At 72.6% G+C, this 13,233-nt stretch carries 15 protein-coding genes and 2 pseudogenes; 13 read left to right on the top strand and 4 right to left on the bottom strand.

Annotation, left to right across the window (positions count from 1 at the left end; translation table 11 throughout):
- Both GTW40_RS00465 and GTW40_RS00460 read right to left on the bottom strand, forming a co-directional pair.
- Nucleotides 1-306: pseudogene (locus GTW40_RS00465) on the bottom strand (hypothetical protein); the annotation flags it as partial.
- Between the two features lie 187 nt (nucleotides 307-493).
- The gene (locus tag GTW40_RS00460) at nucleotides 494-2,071 is read right to left on the bottom strand and encodes an oxidoreductase (RefSeq protein ID WP_161178138.1); all 1,578 of its coding nucleotides are present in this window, start codon (nucleotides 2,069-2,071) and stop codon (nucleotides 494-496) included.
- Nucleotides 2,072-2,271: 200 nt separating this feature from the next.
- Between GTW40_RS00460 and hisD the strand changes: the two genes are divergently transcribed.
- From hisD to GTW40_RS00415, 10 genes are all read left to right on the top strand, one after another.
- Nucleotides 2,272-3,615: a histidinol dehydrogenase gene (gene hisD, locus GTW40_RS00455; protein ID WP_161178137.1), complete on the top strand. Its 1,344-nt coding sequence runs from the start codon at nucleotides 2,272-2,274 to the stop codon at nucleotides 3,613-3,615.
- The gene (locus tag GTW40_RS00450; RefSeq protein WP_161178136.1) at nucleotides 3,612-4,718 is read left to right on the top strand and encodes a histidinol-phosphate transaminase; all 1,107 of its coding nucleotides are present in this window, start codon (nucleotides 3,612-3,614) and stop codon (nucleotides 4,716-4,718) included. The genes hisD and GTW40_RS00450 overlap by 4 nt, the downstream gene beginning before the upstream one ends.
- Complete coding sequence (gene hisB / locus GTW40_RS00445) at nucleotides 4,715-5,308, top strand: imidazoleglycerol-phosphate dehydratase HisB (protein WP_026248532.1); 594 nt, start codon at nucleotides 4,715-4,717, stop codon at nucleotides 5,306-5,308. Before GTW40_RS00450 ends, hisB begins: the two co-directional genes overlap by 4 nt.
- Before the next feature lie 3 nt (nucleotides 5,309-5,311).
- Entirely contained in the window at nucleotides 5,312-5,476 is a 165-nt protein-coding gene (locus GTW40_RS32455) for a hypothetical protein (RefSeq protein ID WP_018545636.1), read from the top strand.
- Nucleotides 5,467-6,114, top strand: a complete 648-nt coding sequence (gene hisH, locus GTW40_RS00440) for an imidazole glycerol phosphate synthase subunit HisH (protein ID WP_343245584.1) — start codon at nucleotides 5,467-5,469, stop codon at nucleotides 6,112-6,114. The genes GTW40_RS32455 and hisH overlap by 10 nt, the downstream gene beginning before the upstream one ends.
- A gap of 4 nt (nucleotides 6,115-6,118) precedes the next feature.
- Nucleotides 6,119-6,844, top strand: a complete 726-nt coding sequence (gene priA / locus GTW40_RS00435; RefSeq protein WP_161178134.1) for a bifunctional 1-(5-phosphoribosyl)-5-((5-phosphoribosylamino)methylideneamino)imidazole-4-carboxamide isomerase/phosphoribosylanthranilate isomerase PriA — start codon at nucleotides 6,119-6,121, stop codon at nucleotides 6,842-6,844.
- Nucleotides 6,841-7,236, top strand: a complete 396-nt coding sequence (locus tag GTW40_RS00430; protein WP_161178133.1) for a RidA family protein — start codon at nucleotides 6,841-6,843, stop codon at nucleotides 7,234-7,236. The genes priA and GTW40_RS00430 overlap by 4 nt, the downstream gene beginning before the upstream one ends.
- Complete coding sequence (gene hisF / locus GTW40_RS00425) at nucleotides 7,233-7,988, top strand: imidazole glycerol phosphate synthase subunit HisF (protein ID WP_161178132.1); 756 nt, start codon at nucleotides 7,233-7,235, stop codon at nucleotides 7,986-7,988. The genes GTW40_RS00430 and hisF overlap by 4 nt, the downstream gene beginning before the upstream one ends.
- A 104-nt stretch (nucleotides 7,989-8,092) precedes the next feature.
- Nucleotides 8,093-8,680 carry a helix-turn-helix domain-containing protein gene (locus GTW40_RS00420; RefSeq protein WP_161178131.1) on the top strand — a complete coding sequence of 196 codons (588 nt, stop codon included), beginning with the start codon at nucleotides 8,093-8,095 and terminating at the stop codon, nucleotides 8,678-8,680.
- Nucleotides 8,681-8,694: 14 nt separating this feature from the next.
- Nucleotides 8,695-10,062, top strand: a complete 1,368-nt coding sequence (locus GTW40_RS00415; RefSeq protein WP_237525254.1) for an MFS transporter — start codon at nucleotides 8,695-8,697, stop codon at nucleotides 10,060-10,062.
- A 21-nt stretch (nucleotides 10,063-10,083) separates the two neighbouring features.
- Here GTW40_RS00415 and GTW40_RS00410 read toward each other — a convergent pair whose 3' ends face one another.
- Together GTW40_RS00410 and GTW40_RS00405 are read right to left on the bottom strand one after the other, a co-directional pair.
- Nucleotides 10,084-10,482, bottom strand: coding sequence for a VOC family protein (locus tag GTW40_RS00410; protein ID WP_161178130.1), 399 nt, complete (start codon nucleotides 10,480-10,482; stop codon nucleotides 10,084-10,086).
- A 17-nt stretch (nucleotides 10,483-10,499) separates the two neighbouring features.
- Entirely contained in the window at nucleotides 10,500-11,135 is a 636-nt protein-coding gene (locus GTW40_RS00405; protein ID WP_161178129.1) for a TIGR03085 family metal-binding protein, read from the bottom strand.
- A gap of 82 nt (nucleotides 11,136-11,217) precedes the next feature.
- Between GTW40_RS00405 and hisI the strand changes: the two genes are divergently transcribed.
- The 3 genes and pseudogenes from hisI to GTW40_RS32880 form a co-directional block, all read left to right on the top strand.
- Nucleotides 11,218-11,598, top strand: a complete 381-nt coding sequence (gene hisI / locus GTW40_RS00400) for a phosphoribosyl-AMP cyclohydrolase (RefSeq protein WP_161178128.1) — start codon at nucleotides 11,218-11,220, stop codon at nucleotides 11,596-11,598.
- A 5-nt stretch (nucleotides 11,599-11,603) separates the two neighbouring features.
- Nucleotides 11,604-13,085, top strand: a complete 1,482-nt coding sequence (locus GTW40_RS00395; RefSeq protein WP_161178139.1) for an anthranilate synthase component I — start codon at nucleotides 11,604-11,606, stop codon at nucleotides 13,083-13,085.
- Nucleotides 13,086-13,135: 50 nt separating this feature from the next.
- Nucleotides 13,136-13,233, top strand: a pseudogene (locus GTW40_RS32880) (TIGR02234 family membrane protein); the annotation flags it as partial.

The raw sequence follows: 13,233 nt of genomic DNA, 5'->3' as shown, positions 1-13,233 counted from the left end.
GTCGTCCGGGGCGGCCGTACACCAGGCGTCGAACCACTCGGGGCGCGCGTGGGCGAAGGCGGCCAGGCGCCGCGCGTAGCCGTCCCGGTCCTCCCAGCGGGCCGCCGCGCGGGTCGCGGCGAGCAGGGCGGCGGCGGGTTCGTACTCACCGCGGGCGGCGGCGACGAGCACGGGGGAGAGGTGGTCGTCCGGCGCGTCGAGGACGGCGTCGTCGGCGGCCGGGATGGGGCCGGCCGGGCGCGCGGCGCGTCGTGTCTTCCGGGTGGGGCGGAGGAACGCGGGCAGTGGAACCATGGTGTCGACCATTGAAAGTCCGCAGGTCGCGGCCGCGCCAGAGGGTTGAGGCAAGTCCTCGAAGGTTGTATCGCGCCAGGTCAAGACAGGGTAAAAAGGTGACTTCTGCGGTCTTGTCGGGAGCCCGATGAAATGTCCGCTCCTTCGACTCGCGCCCCACCCGCGACTCCCGTCCCACCCGGCCCCGCCGTACCGCCGCTCACCCCCGTCGCAGCAGTCTCGTGGCCCCCGCCGCCACCGCCGTCGCCAGCACCCAGCCGAGCAGGATCAGCGCCGCCACCAGCCAGGGCCAGGCCCCGCGCAGCCGCCACTGGCCCGCCATGCCGAGGTCCACCACCGGCAGCAGCAGATCCAGGGTGAACAGCGCCGGGCTCCAGGCGGGGTGCGTGTCCGGGTCCGTCGGGTGGTGCCCGGCGTGCCGGAACGCCAGCGTCCCCGCCGCCCACAGCACCGCCATCCACACCGCGGCCCGCCCCGGCCGGTAGCCGTACGCCACCGCCCAGTCCTGCGCGTACCCCCAGAGCTTGGCCGCGAGCGGCAGCGTCTCGCGGCGTCTGCGCTGCTTGGCGAGCAGCACCTCGCGCGCGTCCTCGTCCTCCCCGGCCGCCCGCAGCACGGCCGCCAGCCGCTCGTACGGCTCCGGGTGGTACTCGGCGGTCGCCGCCGCCACCCAGTCCAGGCGCCGGGTCAGCGGGAACGGCCCCCTCGGCACCAGGTTCTCGTACGCGAAGCCGCCCATCTGGAGGTTGCCCGGCTCCGGCCAGCTGCCCGCGTGGTCCACCAGGTTCACGATCCGGGCGCCGGAGAGCACCACGCGCCCGCGCGACGGACGGTCCCCGAGGAAGCGCAGCTCGGGCGTCTGAACCCGGCGCAAAGACACCTCCTGGTCGTCGCCGAGCACGAACCGGGCCCGCTCCAGGTCCACCGCGTCCCCGAAGCGCCCGTCGTCCAGGCGCACCCCGCCCCGGCACTCGAAGGGCTGCACCCGGGTCCCGCGCGCCGGTGTGGTCCCGCTCAGCAGCGGGCTGCCCACCCCGGCCGGGGTCATGTACAGCGTGCGGCCCACGGTGAGCTGCGGGGCGTTCAGCGCGCGCCGCGCGTACGGGTTGACCAGCCGGGCCCCGCGCAGGCTCAGCGACACCCCGACCGTCGCGCCGCGCAGGCTCAGCTCGCCGTAGGACTCCAGCATCTCCGCCTGGAGGTCCTGGCCCACGCTCATGCCGTCCCCCGCGAGGGACCGTCCGCTGCGGTCACGGTGCGCGACGGCCTGGTTGAGCAGCAGATCGGTGCCGATCTGGGCGTCGGTCAGCCGCACGCCCTCGCGGAAGTGGCAGCGCGGCAGATGGAGGTCGCCCTCGGTGTGCACCCGGGCTGCCTCAAGGCGCGGCACCGCGCAGTCCACCAGGCGCAGGGTCGTGAAGTGCGCCTCCGGCATCCGGACCTCGTCGTCGAAACGGCAGCCGCGCAGCTCCACGTACGGCGTCACCGTGCCGCCCGCCACGTCCAGCGTGCCGGTGATCCGCACCCCGCACAGCTTCAGCGCGGCCACCCGGCCCGCGAGCGCGGGCGGCCCGTCCAGCAGCAGCCAGGACACGATCCGCGCCCGCACACTGCGTCCAGGACCCCACAGGTAGTCGCCGTGCGGATCGTCCACAGCGGCGTCCCCGCAGGTCAGGTCGTACAGACTGCCGTCGCGGAATGCCTGCCACATGCCCGCCTCGGCGGGGGTCAGATCCTCCGGAAGGCCTCCGGTGCCCTGCCCGGCCCCATCGGTCACAGCGGCCCCCTCTTCGTCCTCGGCCACCCGTACGCCGCTGATGCCCGCCCGGTGACCTCCGCAACACACCACGTGACGGCGTTTTGGCCACGCTCTGTGTCACCGGTTGTCCCACGAGGTGTCACCGGTTGTCCCACGGGTCGTATCAGCCACTGATACGTGCGGACGGCCCGCTGCGCCGGTCTGAGAGAATTGGGACTGTGATCTCCCGAATCGATCTGCGCGGCGACGCCCTCCCCGAGGGCCCCGCACTGCGCGACCTGCTGCCCCGAGCCGACTTCGACGTCTCGGCCGCCCTGGAGAAGGTGCGTCCGATCTGCGAGGCCGTGCATCATCGTGGCGACGCGGCGCTGATCGACTTCGCGGAGAGGTTCGACGGAGTACGGCTGGAATCCGTCCGTGTCCCGGCCCAGGCGCTCACCGACGCGCTCGACGCCCTCGACCCCGCCGTGCGCGCGGCCCTGGAGGAGTCCATCCGCCGGGCCCGCATGGTCCACCGCGCCCAGCGCCGCACCGACCACACCACTCAGGTCGTGCCCGGCGGCACCGTGACCGAGAAGTGGGTGCCCGTCGACCGGGTCGGGCTCTACGCGCCCGGCGGCCGCTCGGTCTACCCCTCCTCCGTGATCATGAACGTGGTGCCCGCGCAGGAGGCCGGGGTCGAGTCCATCGCGCTCGCCTCGCCCGCGCAGGCCCCCGTTTTTGAAAATGACCCAGCCGGGGGCCTCCCGCACCCGACCATCCTCGCCGCCTGCGCCCTGCTCGGCGTGGACGAGGTGTACGCGGCCGGTGGCGCCACCGCCGTGGCGATGTTCGCCTACGGCACCGAGTCCTGCCCGCCCGCCAACATGGTGACCGGGCCGGGCAACATCTGGGTCGCCGCCGCCAAGCGCTTCTTCACCGGCAAGATCGGCATCGACGCCGAGGCGGGCCCGACCGAGATCGCGGTCCTCGCCGACGAGACGGCCGACCCGGTGCACGTCGCCGCCGACCTGATCAGCCAGGCCGAGCACGACCCGCTGGCCGCCGCCGTCCTCGTCACCGACTCGGTGGAGCTGGCCGACGCGGTCGAGGCCGAGCTGAAGACCCAGGTCGCCGCCACCAAGCACATCGACGACCGGATCGTCCCCGCGCTGAACGGCCGGCAGTCCGCGATCGTCCTCGTGGACGGCGTGGAGGAGGGCCTGCGCGTGGTCGACGCGTACGGCGCCGAGCACCTGGAGATCCAGACCGCCGACGCGGCCGCCGTCGCCGACCGCGTGCGCAACGCGGGCGCGATCTTCATCGGCCCCTGGGCCCCCGTCTCCCTCGGGGACTACGCGGCCGGGTCCAACCACGTGCTGCCCACCGGCGGTTGCGCCTGCCACTCCTCGGGCCTGTCCGTGCAGTCCTTCCTGCGCGGCATCCACATCGTGGACTACACCCAGGACGCGCTCGCCGAGGTCGCCCACCACGTGGTGACCCTCGCGGAGGCGGAGGACCTGCCCGCGCACGGCGCGGCCGTCAAGGCCCGCTTCGGGTGGAAGGTACCTGGGACCAAGTGACCGGCATCGACGATCTCCCCGTACGGGACGAGCTGCGCGGCAAGTCCCCCTACGGCGCGCCCCAGTTGGACGTCCCCGTCCGGCTGAACACCAACGAGAACCCGTACCCGCTGCCCGAGCCGCTGGTCGAGCGGATCGCGGAGCGGGTACGCGAGGCCGCCCGGAACCTGAACCGCTACCCCGACCGGGACGCGGTCCAGCTCCGCACGGAACTCGCCAAGTACCTGACCAAGACCGGCCATTACGCCCTCGGCGTCGAGAACGTCTGGGCGGCCAACGGCTCCAACGAGGTCATCCAGCAACTGCTGCAGACCTTCGGCGGACCGGGCCGTACCGCGATCGGCTTCGAGCCGTCGTACTCCATGCACGCGCTCATCGCGCGCGGCACCGGCACCGGCTGGATCTCCGGACCGCGCGGCGAGGACTTCACCATCGACCTCGCGGCGGCCGAGCGCGCCATCGCCGAGCACAAGCCCGACGTCGTGTTCATCACCACGCCCAACAACCCCACGGGCAACACCGTTCCGCCCGAGACGGTCCTCGCGCTGTACGAGGCCGCGCAGGCGGCGAAGCCGTCCATGGTGGTCGTGGACGAGGCGTACATCGAGTTCAGCCACGGCGACTCGCTGCTGCCGCTGCTCGACGGCCGCCCGAACCTGGTGATCTCGCGCACCATGTCCAAGGCGTTCGGCGCCGCCGGGCTACGGCTCGGCTACCTGGCCGCCGACCCCGCCGTGGTGGACGCCGTGCAGCTGGTCCGGCTGCCGTACCACCTGTCGGCCGTCACCCAGGCGACCGCGCTGGCCGCCCTGGAGCACACCGACACCCTGCTCGGCTATGTCGAGCAGCTCAAGACCGAGCGGGACCGCCTGGTCACCGAACTGCGCGCCATCGGTTACGACGTGACCGAGTCCGACGCCAACTTCGTGCAGTTCGGCCGCTTCACGGACACCCAGGCGGCCTGGCGCCGCATCCTCGACCACGGCGTCCTCGTCCGGGACAACGGCGTCCCCGGATGGCTGCGGGTGTCGGCCGGCACCCCCGAAGAGAACGACGCGTTCCTCGACGCGGTTCGGGAACTGAAGAAGGAGCTCGACGCATGAGCCGCACAGGCCGGGTGCAGCGCACCACCAAGGAGACCTCGGTCCTCGTCGAGATCGACCTCGACGGCACCGGCAAGACCGACATCGCCACCGGCGTCGGCTTCTACGACCACATGCTCGACCAGCTCGGTCGCCACGGTCTGTTCGACCTCACCGTGAAGACCGACGGCGACCTGCACATCGACACCCACCACACCATCGAGGACACCGCCCTCGCGCTGGGCGCCGCCTTCAAGCAGGCGCTCGGCGACAAGGTGGGCATCTACCGCTTCGGCAACTGCACGGTCCCGCTGGACGAGTCCCTCGCCCAGGTCACCGTCGACCTCTCCGGCCGCCCCTACCTCGTGCACACCGAGCCCGAGAAGATGGCGCCGATGATCGGCGAGTACGACACGACGATGACCCGGCACATCCTGGAGTCCTTCGTCGCCCAGGCGCAGATCGCGCTGCACGTGCACGTGCCGTACGGGCGCAACGCGCACCACATCGTGGAGTGCCAGTTCAAGGCGCTCGCCCGCGCCCTGCGCTACGCCAGCGAGCGCGACCCGCGCGCGGCCGGCATCCTCCCCTCCACGAAGGGCGCGCTGTAACCCATGACCGGTCTGTCCACCCTGCTGATCGTCGTCGGCCTCTTCCTGGTCGGCGGCATCATCTCCTTCGTCAAGCAGAAGATGCCCACCAGCCTGATCGTGCTGGTCTCCATCGGCGCGGCCATGTGCCTCGTCGCGGGCGTCATGCGGCTGGGGGTGTGGAGTTGAGCGACCTCAAGAAGGTCGTGGTCTTCGACTACGGCTTCGGCAACGTCCGCTCCGCCGAGCGCGCCCTCGCCCGCGTCGGCGCCGACGTCGAGATCACCCGTGACTTCGACTCCGCCATGAACGCCGACGGCCTGCTCGTCCCCGGCGTCGGCGCGTTCGCCGCCTGCATGGAGGGCCTGCGCGCGGCCCGCGGTGACTGGGTGATCGACCGCCGCCTCGCCGGTGGCCGCCCGGTGCTCGGCATCTGCGTCGGCATGCAGATCCTCTTCGCCCGCGGCATCGAGCACGGTGTCGAGACCGAGGGCCTGGACGAGTGGCCCGGCACGGTCGGCCCGCTCAAGGCCGACGTCGTCCCGCACATGGGCTGGAACACCGTCGACGCGCCCGCCGACTCGCGGCTCTTCGCGGGCCTCGACCCGGAGGACCGCTACTACTTCGTGCACTCCTACGCCGTGCAGGACTGGGAGTTCGAGCAGCTCAACGCGGCCATGACCCCGCCTGCGGTGACCTGGTCGACCTACGGCGGGCCTTTCGTGGCCGCCGTGGAGAACGGCGCCCTCGCCGCCACCCAGTTCCACCCCGAGAAGTCCGGCGACGCCGGCGCCCAGCTCCTCACCAACTGGATCGGAACCCTCTAAGACCATGGCCAAGCTCGAACTGCTCCCCGCCGTCGACGTCCGCGACGGCCAGGCCGTACGCCTCGTGCACGGCGAGTCCGGCACCGAGACCTCCTACGGCTCCCCGCTGGAGGCCGCCCTCGCCTGGCAGCGCGCGGGCGCGGAGTGGCTGCATCTGGTCGACCTGGACGCCGCGTTCGGCACCGGGGACAACCGGGCCCTGATCGCCGAGGTCGCGGGCGCGATGGACATCAAGGTCGAGCTGTCCGGCGGCATCCGCGACGACGACACCCTCGCCGCCGCCCTCGCCACCGGCTGCACCCGCGTCAACCTCGGCACCGCCGCGCTGGAGACCCCCGAGTGGGTCGCCAAGGTCATCGCGGAGCACGGCGACAAGATCGCGGTCGGCCTGGACGTGCGCGGCACCACCCTGCGTGGCCGGGGCTGGACCCGCGACGGCGGCGACCTCTACGAGACGCTGGACCGCCTGAACAAGGAGGGCTGCGCCCGCTACGTCGTCACCGACATCGCCAAGGACGGCACCCTCCAGGGCCCCAACCTGGAGCTGCTGCGGAACGTCTGCGCGGCCACCGACCGCCCGGTCGTCGCCTCCGGCGGCGTCTCCTCGCTGGACGACCTGCGCGCCATCGCCGACCTCGTGCCGCTCGGCGTCGAGGGCTCCATCGTCGGCAAGGCGCTGTACGCCAAGGCGTTCACCCTGGAAGAGGCCCTGGCGGCGGTGGACCGGTGAGCGACGTACGCCGGGTGAACACCGGCGCGCCCTGGGAGGAGCAGTTCGGCTACTCCCGCGCGGTGGAGCTGCCGAACGGCCTGGTGCTGGTCTCGGGCTGCACCTCCATCGTGGACGGGCAGATCGCCGGGGGCGGTCCGTACGAGCAGGCCGTCAACGCCTTCAACGTCGCGCTCGGCGCGCTGGAACAGGTGGGCCTCGGGCGCGACGACGTGGTGCGCACCCGGATGTACATCACCCATGCGCGGGACGTGGACGATGTGGGACGCGCCCACAAGGAGCTGTTCGACACCGTCCGGCCCGCCGCATCCATGATCATCGTCTCCGGTCTCGTGGACCCCAGCCTGGTCGTCGAGGTCGAGGTGGAGGCGTTCCGAGGAGTGTCCGCATGACCCTGGCCGTACGAGTGATCCCCTGCCTGGACGTGGACAACGGCCGGGTCGTCAAGGGCGTCAACTTCCAGAACCTGCGCGACGCGGGCGACCCGGTGGAGATGGCCAAGGTCTACGACGCCGAGGGCGCCGACGAGCTGACCTTCCTGGACATCACCGCGTCCTCCGGCAACCGGGAGACCACCTACGACGTGGTGCGCCGTACCGCCGAGCAGGTCTTCATCCCGCTCACCGTGGGCGGCGGCGTCCGCACCGCCGAGGACGTGGACAAGCTGCTGCGCGCGGGCGCGGACAAGGTGGGCGTCAACACCGCCGCCATCGCCCGTCCCGACCTCATCCGCGAGATCGCCGAGCGGTTCGGCCGCCAGGTGCTGGTCCTCTCGGTGGACGCCCGCCGCACGCCGTCCGGCTCCTTCGAGGTCACCACCCACGGCGGCCGCAAGGGCACCGGCATCGACGCGGTGGAGTGGGCGCACCGGGCCGCCGAGCTGGGCGCGGGCGAGATCCTGCTCAACTCGATGGACGCGGACGGCACGAAGGACGGCTACGACATCGAGATGCTGGCGGCCGTCCGCAAGCACGTCTCCGTGCCGGTGATCGCCTCGGGCGGCGCGGGTGCGCTGGAGCACTTCTCCCCGGCGGTCGAGGCGGGCGCGGACGCGGTCCTCGCGGCCTCGGTCTTCCACTTCGGGGACCTGCGGATCGGGGACGTGAAGCGGACGCTGCGGGAGGCGGGGCACCCCGTGCGGTGACGCTGCGCTGAGCGGTGACGCTGCGCTGAGCTTCGGCGGGGTGCGAAAGAAAAGTTGCGCAAGGAATGTTGTGCAACTTTCCTTTCGTATCTACAGTCGTGCCCATGGCAAGCAAGGAGAACCGGCGCATCACCGACGTGGGCACCCTCAAGGCGCTCGCGCACCCGCTGCGGGCCGACCTGTACCGGCTGCTGTGCATCGAGAACGTCGCCACCGCGTCCCGGCTCGCCGAGCACGTGGACGAGGCCGTGTCCCTGGTCAGCTATCACCTGCGCAAGCTCGCCGAGCACGGGCTGATCGAGCAGGCGGAGTCGCGGACCGGTGACGCCCGCGAGCGCTGGTGGCAGCCGTCGTCGGACGGCGTGAGCATCCGGGACGAGGACTTCCGCGACGCCCCCGAGAAGGCGGCGGCCCACCTAGCCGCCGCCCGCCTCTTCCACGAGCAGCGCGCCGACCTCTACCGGCGCCACCTCGACGAACGCCCGACCTGGTCCGCCGAGTGGGCCACCGCCTCCGGGGACAGCGAGTCCCTGATGCGTCTCACCGCTTCCGAACTGGAGCGGCTCCGCGAGGAGCTGACCGAGGTCGTCAGGAAGTACGACGAGAAGGGCCGGGCGGCCGAAGCCTCCGGCGACACCGACGGGCGCGAGAACGTCGCGCTGTACGTGTACGGCTTCCCGTTCCGCGTCTGAGAAGGATCACCGACTTGACCACCGTCACCGCCGTACCCGTCGTGGGCCGCCCCGCCCACCGCGACCCCAACGTCCTGCGCTGGCTCGGGGCCTACGCCTCCTCCATGGTCGGCGACAACGTCTTCTACCTCGCCCTGTCCTGGGCCGCCGTGCGCGCCGGGAGCCCCGCGGAGGCGGGGATCGTGGTGTCCATCAGCGCGCTGCCGCGTGCCGTGCTGATGCTGGGCGGCGGAGTGGTGGCCGACCGGTTCGGGCCGCGCCGGGTCGTCATCGGCAGCGACACCGTGCGCTGCGTGGCCGTCCTCGCGGTGGCCGCGCTGCTGTTCCTCGCCCACCCCGGACTGTGGCCGCTGGCCGCGCTGGCGCTGCTGTTCGGCGCCGTCGACGCCGTGTTCGTCCCGGCCGTGGGCGCCCTGCCCGCCAGGATCACCGGCGCGGACCAGCTCACCCGGGTCCAGGGGATGCGCGGCCTCGCCAACCGGTTCGCGTCCGTCGTCGGCGCCCCCCTCGGCGGACTCGGCATCGCCATGGGCGGCGCGGCGACCGCCTTCGGCCTGGCCGGAGCGCTCATCGCGATATCGGTGCCGCTGCTGGTCTCCGTACGGATACGGGAGCTGTCCGGGCGGAAGACGGCCGACGCGACTGGGGCGAGCCCGGATGTCGTAGCCGCCGACGTCGAGGACGCGGAGGCCGTCGCCGCCGAGGCCGTGGCCACCGTGCCGCTCGGGCCGCCCCCGCCCAAGGCGCCCGAGACCGCCCGCCGGGCCGGAGCCGCCGCCTGGCACGACCTCCGCGCCGGGCTCGCCTACATCCGCCACCACCGCGTCCTCGGCCCCCTGGTGCTGGCCATCGCGCTCGGGGACCTCGGGTTCGTCGCGCCGCTGAACATCGGACTGACCCTGCTGGCCGACCAGCGCGGCTGGGGGGCCTCCGGCATGGGCTGGGTGCTCGCCGGGTTCGGGGTCGGCGCGGGCGCCGTCTCGATGCTGCTCGCCGTGCGGGGGCGGCTGCCCCGGGCCGGACTGGTCACGGGGTGCGCCTGCACGGCCGGTGCCGTGGCCGTCGGGGCCCTGGGTCAGGCGTCCGCGCTGCCCGTCGCCGTCGGGATCGCCCTGCTCATCGGACTGCTCGCCGGACTCAGCGGGGCCCTGTGCGGGGCGCTGCTCCAGACCCAGGGCGACCCCGCCTACCTCGGCCGGGTCGTCTCCGTCGCCAGCCTGGTCAGTCTCGGCATCGCCCCGCTGAGCATGCCGCTCTCCGCCGCCGCGATCGGCACCTGGGGCACCGGACCGGTCTACGCCGTCAGCGCCGCCGTCTGCGGCCTGGGCGGGGTCGTCGTCCTCGCCTTCCCCGCTCTGCGCCGCGCCGAACTGCCCCGCTGACCGGTCCCGGTCCCAGGCCCGTCACGGGATCGGCTGGGTCAGCTGGACCAGATTGCCCACCGTGTCGTCCAGGACCGCCGCCAGCAGCGGGCCCTGGACGGTCGGGGGGTGCGGGAAGCGCACGCCGAGGCCGCGCAGCCGCTCGTACTCGGCGAACAGGTCGTCCACCGCGAACACGATGGACGGCAGCCCCGCCTCGTACAGCGCCGCCCGGTACGGCTCCGCGATCGGGCCCTCGCCGGGCTCCAGCAGGAGCTGCACGTCCGGCTGGACCCCGTCCGGTGCGCCGACCGTCACGAACAGCGCGCCGTCGCCGAGGTCCACGCGCAGCCGCGTCTCGAAGCCCAGCACCTCCGTGTAGAAGGCGTGCGCCCGCTCGACGTCGTCGACGTACACCCCGGTCATCGCGACCTTGATCACGGCGGCGCGCCCGGGTCTCAGATGCCGAGCTGCCGGGAGTCGCCCACCTTGGTGATCGCGTCCGGGTCGCCGTCCAGGACCACCTTGGCCGCGTCCTGCCGCCCGAAGACGAACATCAGCAGCTCGGCGGGCTCCCCGGTCACCGTCACCACCGGCGCGCCCTTGTGTGCCACCACCGTCTGCCCGTCCGGGCGGCGCAGCACGAGCCCGGTCGGCGCCTTGCGCCCCGCGAGCCGGGCCGCGCGCTCCAGACGCGACCACAGCGCGTCCTGGAACACCGGGTCCAGCTCGCGCGGGCTCCAGTCCGGCTGGGCGCGGCGCACGTCCTCGGCGTGGATGAAGAACTCCACCGTGTTCGACGCCTCGTCCACCTGCTTGACGGAGAACGGCGAGAGCTTCGGCGGGCCCGTCCGGATCAGCTGGATCAGCTCGGAGTACGGCTTCGCGGCGTACTCCTCCATCACCCGGTCCAGGCGGGGCGCGAGCTGCTTCACGAACTGGCCCGCGACAGCGTCCGGGCGGCGCTCGCGCACCACCACATGGGCGGCCAGGTCCCGGGCGGTCCACCCCTCGCACAGCGTCGGGGCTTCCGGACCGGCGGTTTCCAAGAGGTCGGCGAACAACAGCCGTTCACGCTTGGCGAAGGTCGACATGGGCTCAGCCTACGACCATACGGAAGGACCGCACAGCGGACACGGACCGTGACGCGCCGTCCCGCACGGCACAATGGCACCCATGACCCGTACGACCGGCAGCCCACGCCCCAGCGGCCTCGACCCGGAGATCGCCGCCCGCCTCAAGCGCGACCGCGACGGACTCGTGCCCGCCATCGCCCAGCAGTACGACACCGGCGAGGTACTGATGCTCGGCTGGATGGACGACGAGGCGCTGCACCGCACCCTGACCACCGGCCGCTGCACGTACTGGTCCCGCAGCCGTCAGGAGTACTGGGTCAAGGGCGACACCTCCGGCCACGTCCAGCTGGTGAAGTCCGTCGCGCTGGACTGCGACGCCGACACCCTGCTGGTCAAGGTCGACCAGACGGACGCCGCCTGCCACACCGGCGACCGCACCTGCTTCGACGCCGACGTGCTCCTGAAGGGTGAGGAGCGGTGACCGCCATGGACCTCGACACCTTCCGCAAGCTCGCCGCCGACCGGCGTGTCATCCCCGTCACCCGCAAGCTCCTCGCCGACGGCGACACCCCCGTCGCCCTCTACCGCAAACTCGCCGCCGAACGCCCCGGCACCTTCCTCCTGGAGTCCGCCGAGAACGGCCGCTCCTGGTCGCGCTACTCCTTCGTCGGCGTCCGCTCGGCCGGCACCCTGACCACGCGCGACGGCGAGACCCACTGGCTCGGCACCCCGCCGGTCGGCGTCCCCACCGACGGCGACCCGCTCGCCGCCCTGCGCGCCACCCTCCAGGCCCTGCACACCCCGCACCAGGAGGGCCTGCCGCCCTTCACCGGCGGCATGGTCGGCTACCTCGGCTACGACATCGTCCGCCGCCTGGAGAAGATCGGCCCCGGCGAGCGCGACGACCTCCAGCTGCCCGAGCTGACCATGCTCCTGACCAGCGACCTCGCGGTCATGGACCACTGGGAGGGCTCGGTCCTGCTGATCGCCAACGCGATCAACCACAACGACCTCGACGCCGGCGTGGACGAGGCGTACACCGACGCGGTCGCCCGGCTCGACGCCATGGAGGCCGACCTGGCCCGCCCGGTCGCCCAGCCCCCGGCCGTGCTGCCGCCCTCCGAGCTGCCCGAGTACACCGCGCTGTGGGGCGGCCCCGACTTCCAGCGGGCCGTCGAGGACGTCAAGGAGCGCATCCGCGCGGGCGAGGCCTTCCAGGTCGTCCCCTCGCAGCGCTTCGAGACCCCGTGCACCGCGAGCGCCCTGGACGTCTACCGGGTCCTCAGGGCCACCAACCCCTCCCCGTACATGTACCTGTTCCGCTTCGACGGCTTCGACGTGGTCGGCTCCTCGCCCGAGGCGCTGGTCAAGGTCGAGGACGGCCGCGCCATGGTGCACCCCATCGCGGGCACCCGGCACCGGGGCGCCACCCCGCAGGAGGACCAGGCCCTTGCCGACGAGCTGATGGCCGACCCCAAGGAGCGCGCCGAGCACCTGATGCTGGTCGACCTCGGCCGCAACGACCTCGGCCGGGTCTGCGAACCCGGCTCGGTGGAGGTCGTCGACTTCATGTCGATCGAGCGCTACTCCCACGTGATGCACATCGTCTCCACGGTCACCGGCAAGGTCTCCGGCGGCCGTACCGCCTTCGACGTGCTCACCGCGTGCTTCCCGGCGGGCACCCTCTCCGGCGCCCCCAAGCCCCGCGCGATGCAGATCATCGACGAGCTGGAGCCCTCCCGGCGCGGTCTGTACGGCGGCTGCGTCGGCTACCTCGACTTCGCGGGCGACTCCGACACCGCCATCGCCATCCGCACCGCCCTGCTGCGCGACGGCACGGCGTACGTCCAGGCGGGTGCAGGGATCGTCGCGGACTCCGACCCGGTCGCCGAGGACCAGGAGTGCCGCAACAAGGCCGCCGCGGTGCTCCGCGCGGTGCACACCGCCAACCGGCTCGGCACCGTCTGACGCCTTCGTGATGAACCCCGGGTGACTGATCGCCCGGGGTTCAGGCGATAGTGGAGTACGTGACTGCCGTACCTCACCCCCGTACCGAAGCCGCCGCGCCCGTCCGGTCCAGCCGGCGCAGCCTCGCGGCGGCCCTGCTGTTCGGCGC

The sequence above is a fragment of the Streptomyces sp. SID4985 genome (assembly GCF_009863025.1).
In the GTDB taxonomy this organism is placed as follows: domain Bacteria; phylum Actinomycetota; class Actinomycetes; order Streptomycetales; family Streptomycetaceae; genus Streptomyces.
This window is presented reverse-complemented; position numbering and strand designations above follow the sequence as displayed.

Coding starts and splice junctions, on each gene's coding strand:
- hisB (WP_026248532.1), top strand. CDS start 4,715: ATGAGCCGCACAGGCCGGGTGCAGCGCACCACCAAGGAGACCTCGGTC.
- GTW40_RS32455 (WP_018545636.1), top strand. CDS start 5,312: ATGACCGGTCTGTCCACCCTGCTGATCGTCGTCGGCCTCTTCCTGGTC.
- priA (WP_161178134.1), top strand. CDS start 6,119: ATGGCCAAGCTCGAACTGCTCCCCGCCGTCGACGTCCGCGACGGCCAG.
- hisF (WP_161178132.1), top strand. CDS start 7,233: ATGACCCTGGCCGTACGAGTGATCCCCTGCCTGGACGTGGACAACGGC.
- GTW40_RS00420 (WP_161178131.1), top strand. CDS start 8,093: ATGGCAAGCAAGGAGAACCGGCGCATCACCGACGTGGGCACCCTCAAG.
- GTW40_RS00405 (WP_161178129.1), bottom strand. CDS start 11,135: ATGTCGACCTTCGCCAAGCGTGAACGGCTGTTGTTCGCCGACCTCTTG.
- hisI (WP_161178128.1), top strand. CDS start 11,218: ATGACCCGTACGACCGGCAGCCCACGCCCCAGCGGCCTCGACCCGGAG.
- GTW40_RS00395 (WP_161178139.1), top strand. CDS start 11,604: ATGGACCTCGACACCTTCCGCAAGCTCGCCGCCGACCGGCGTGTCATC.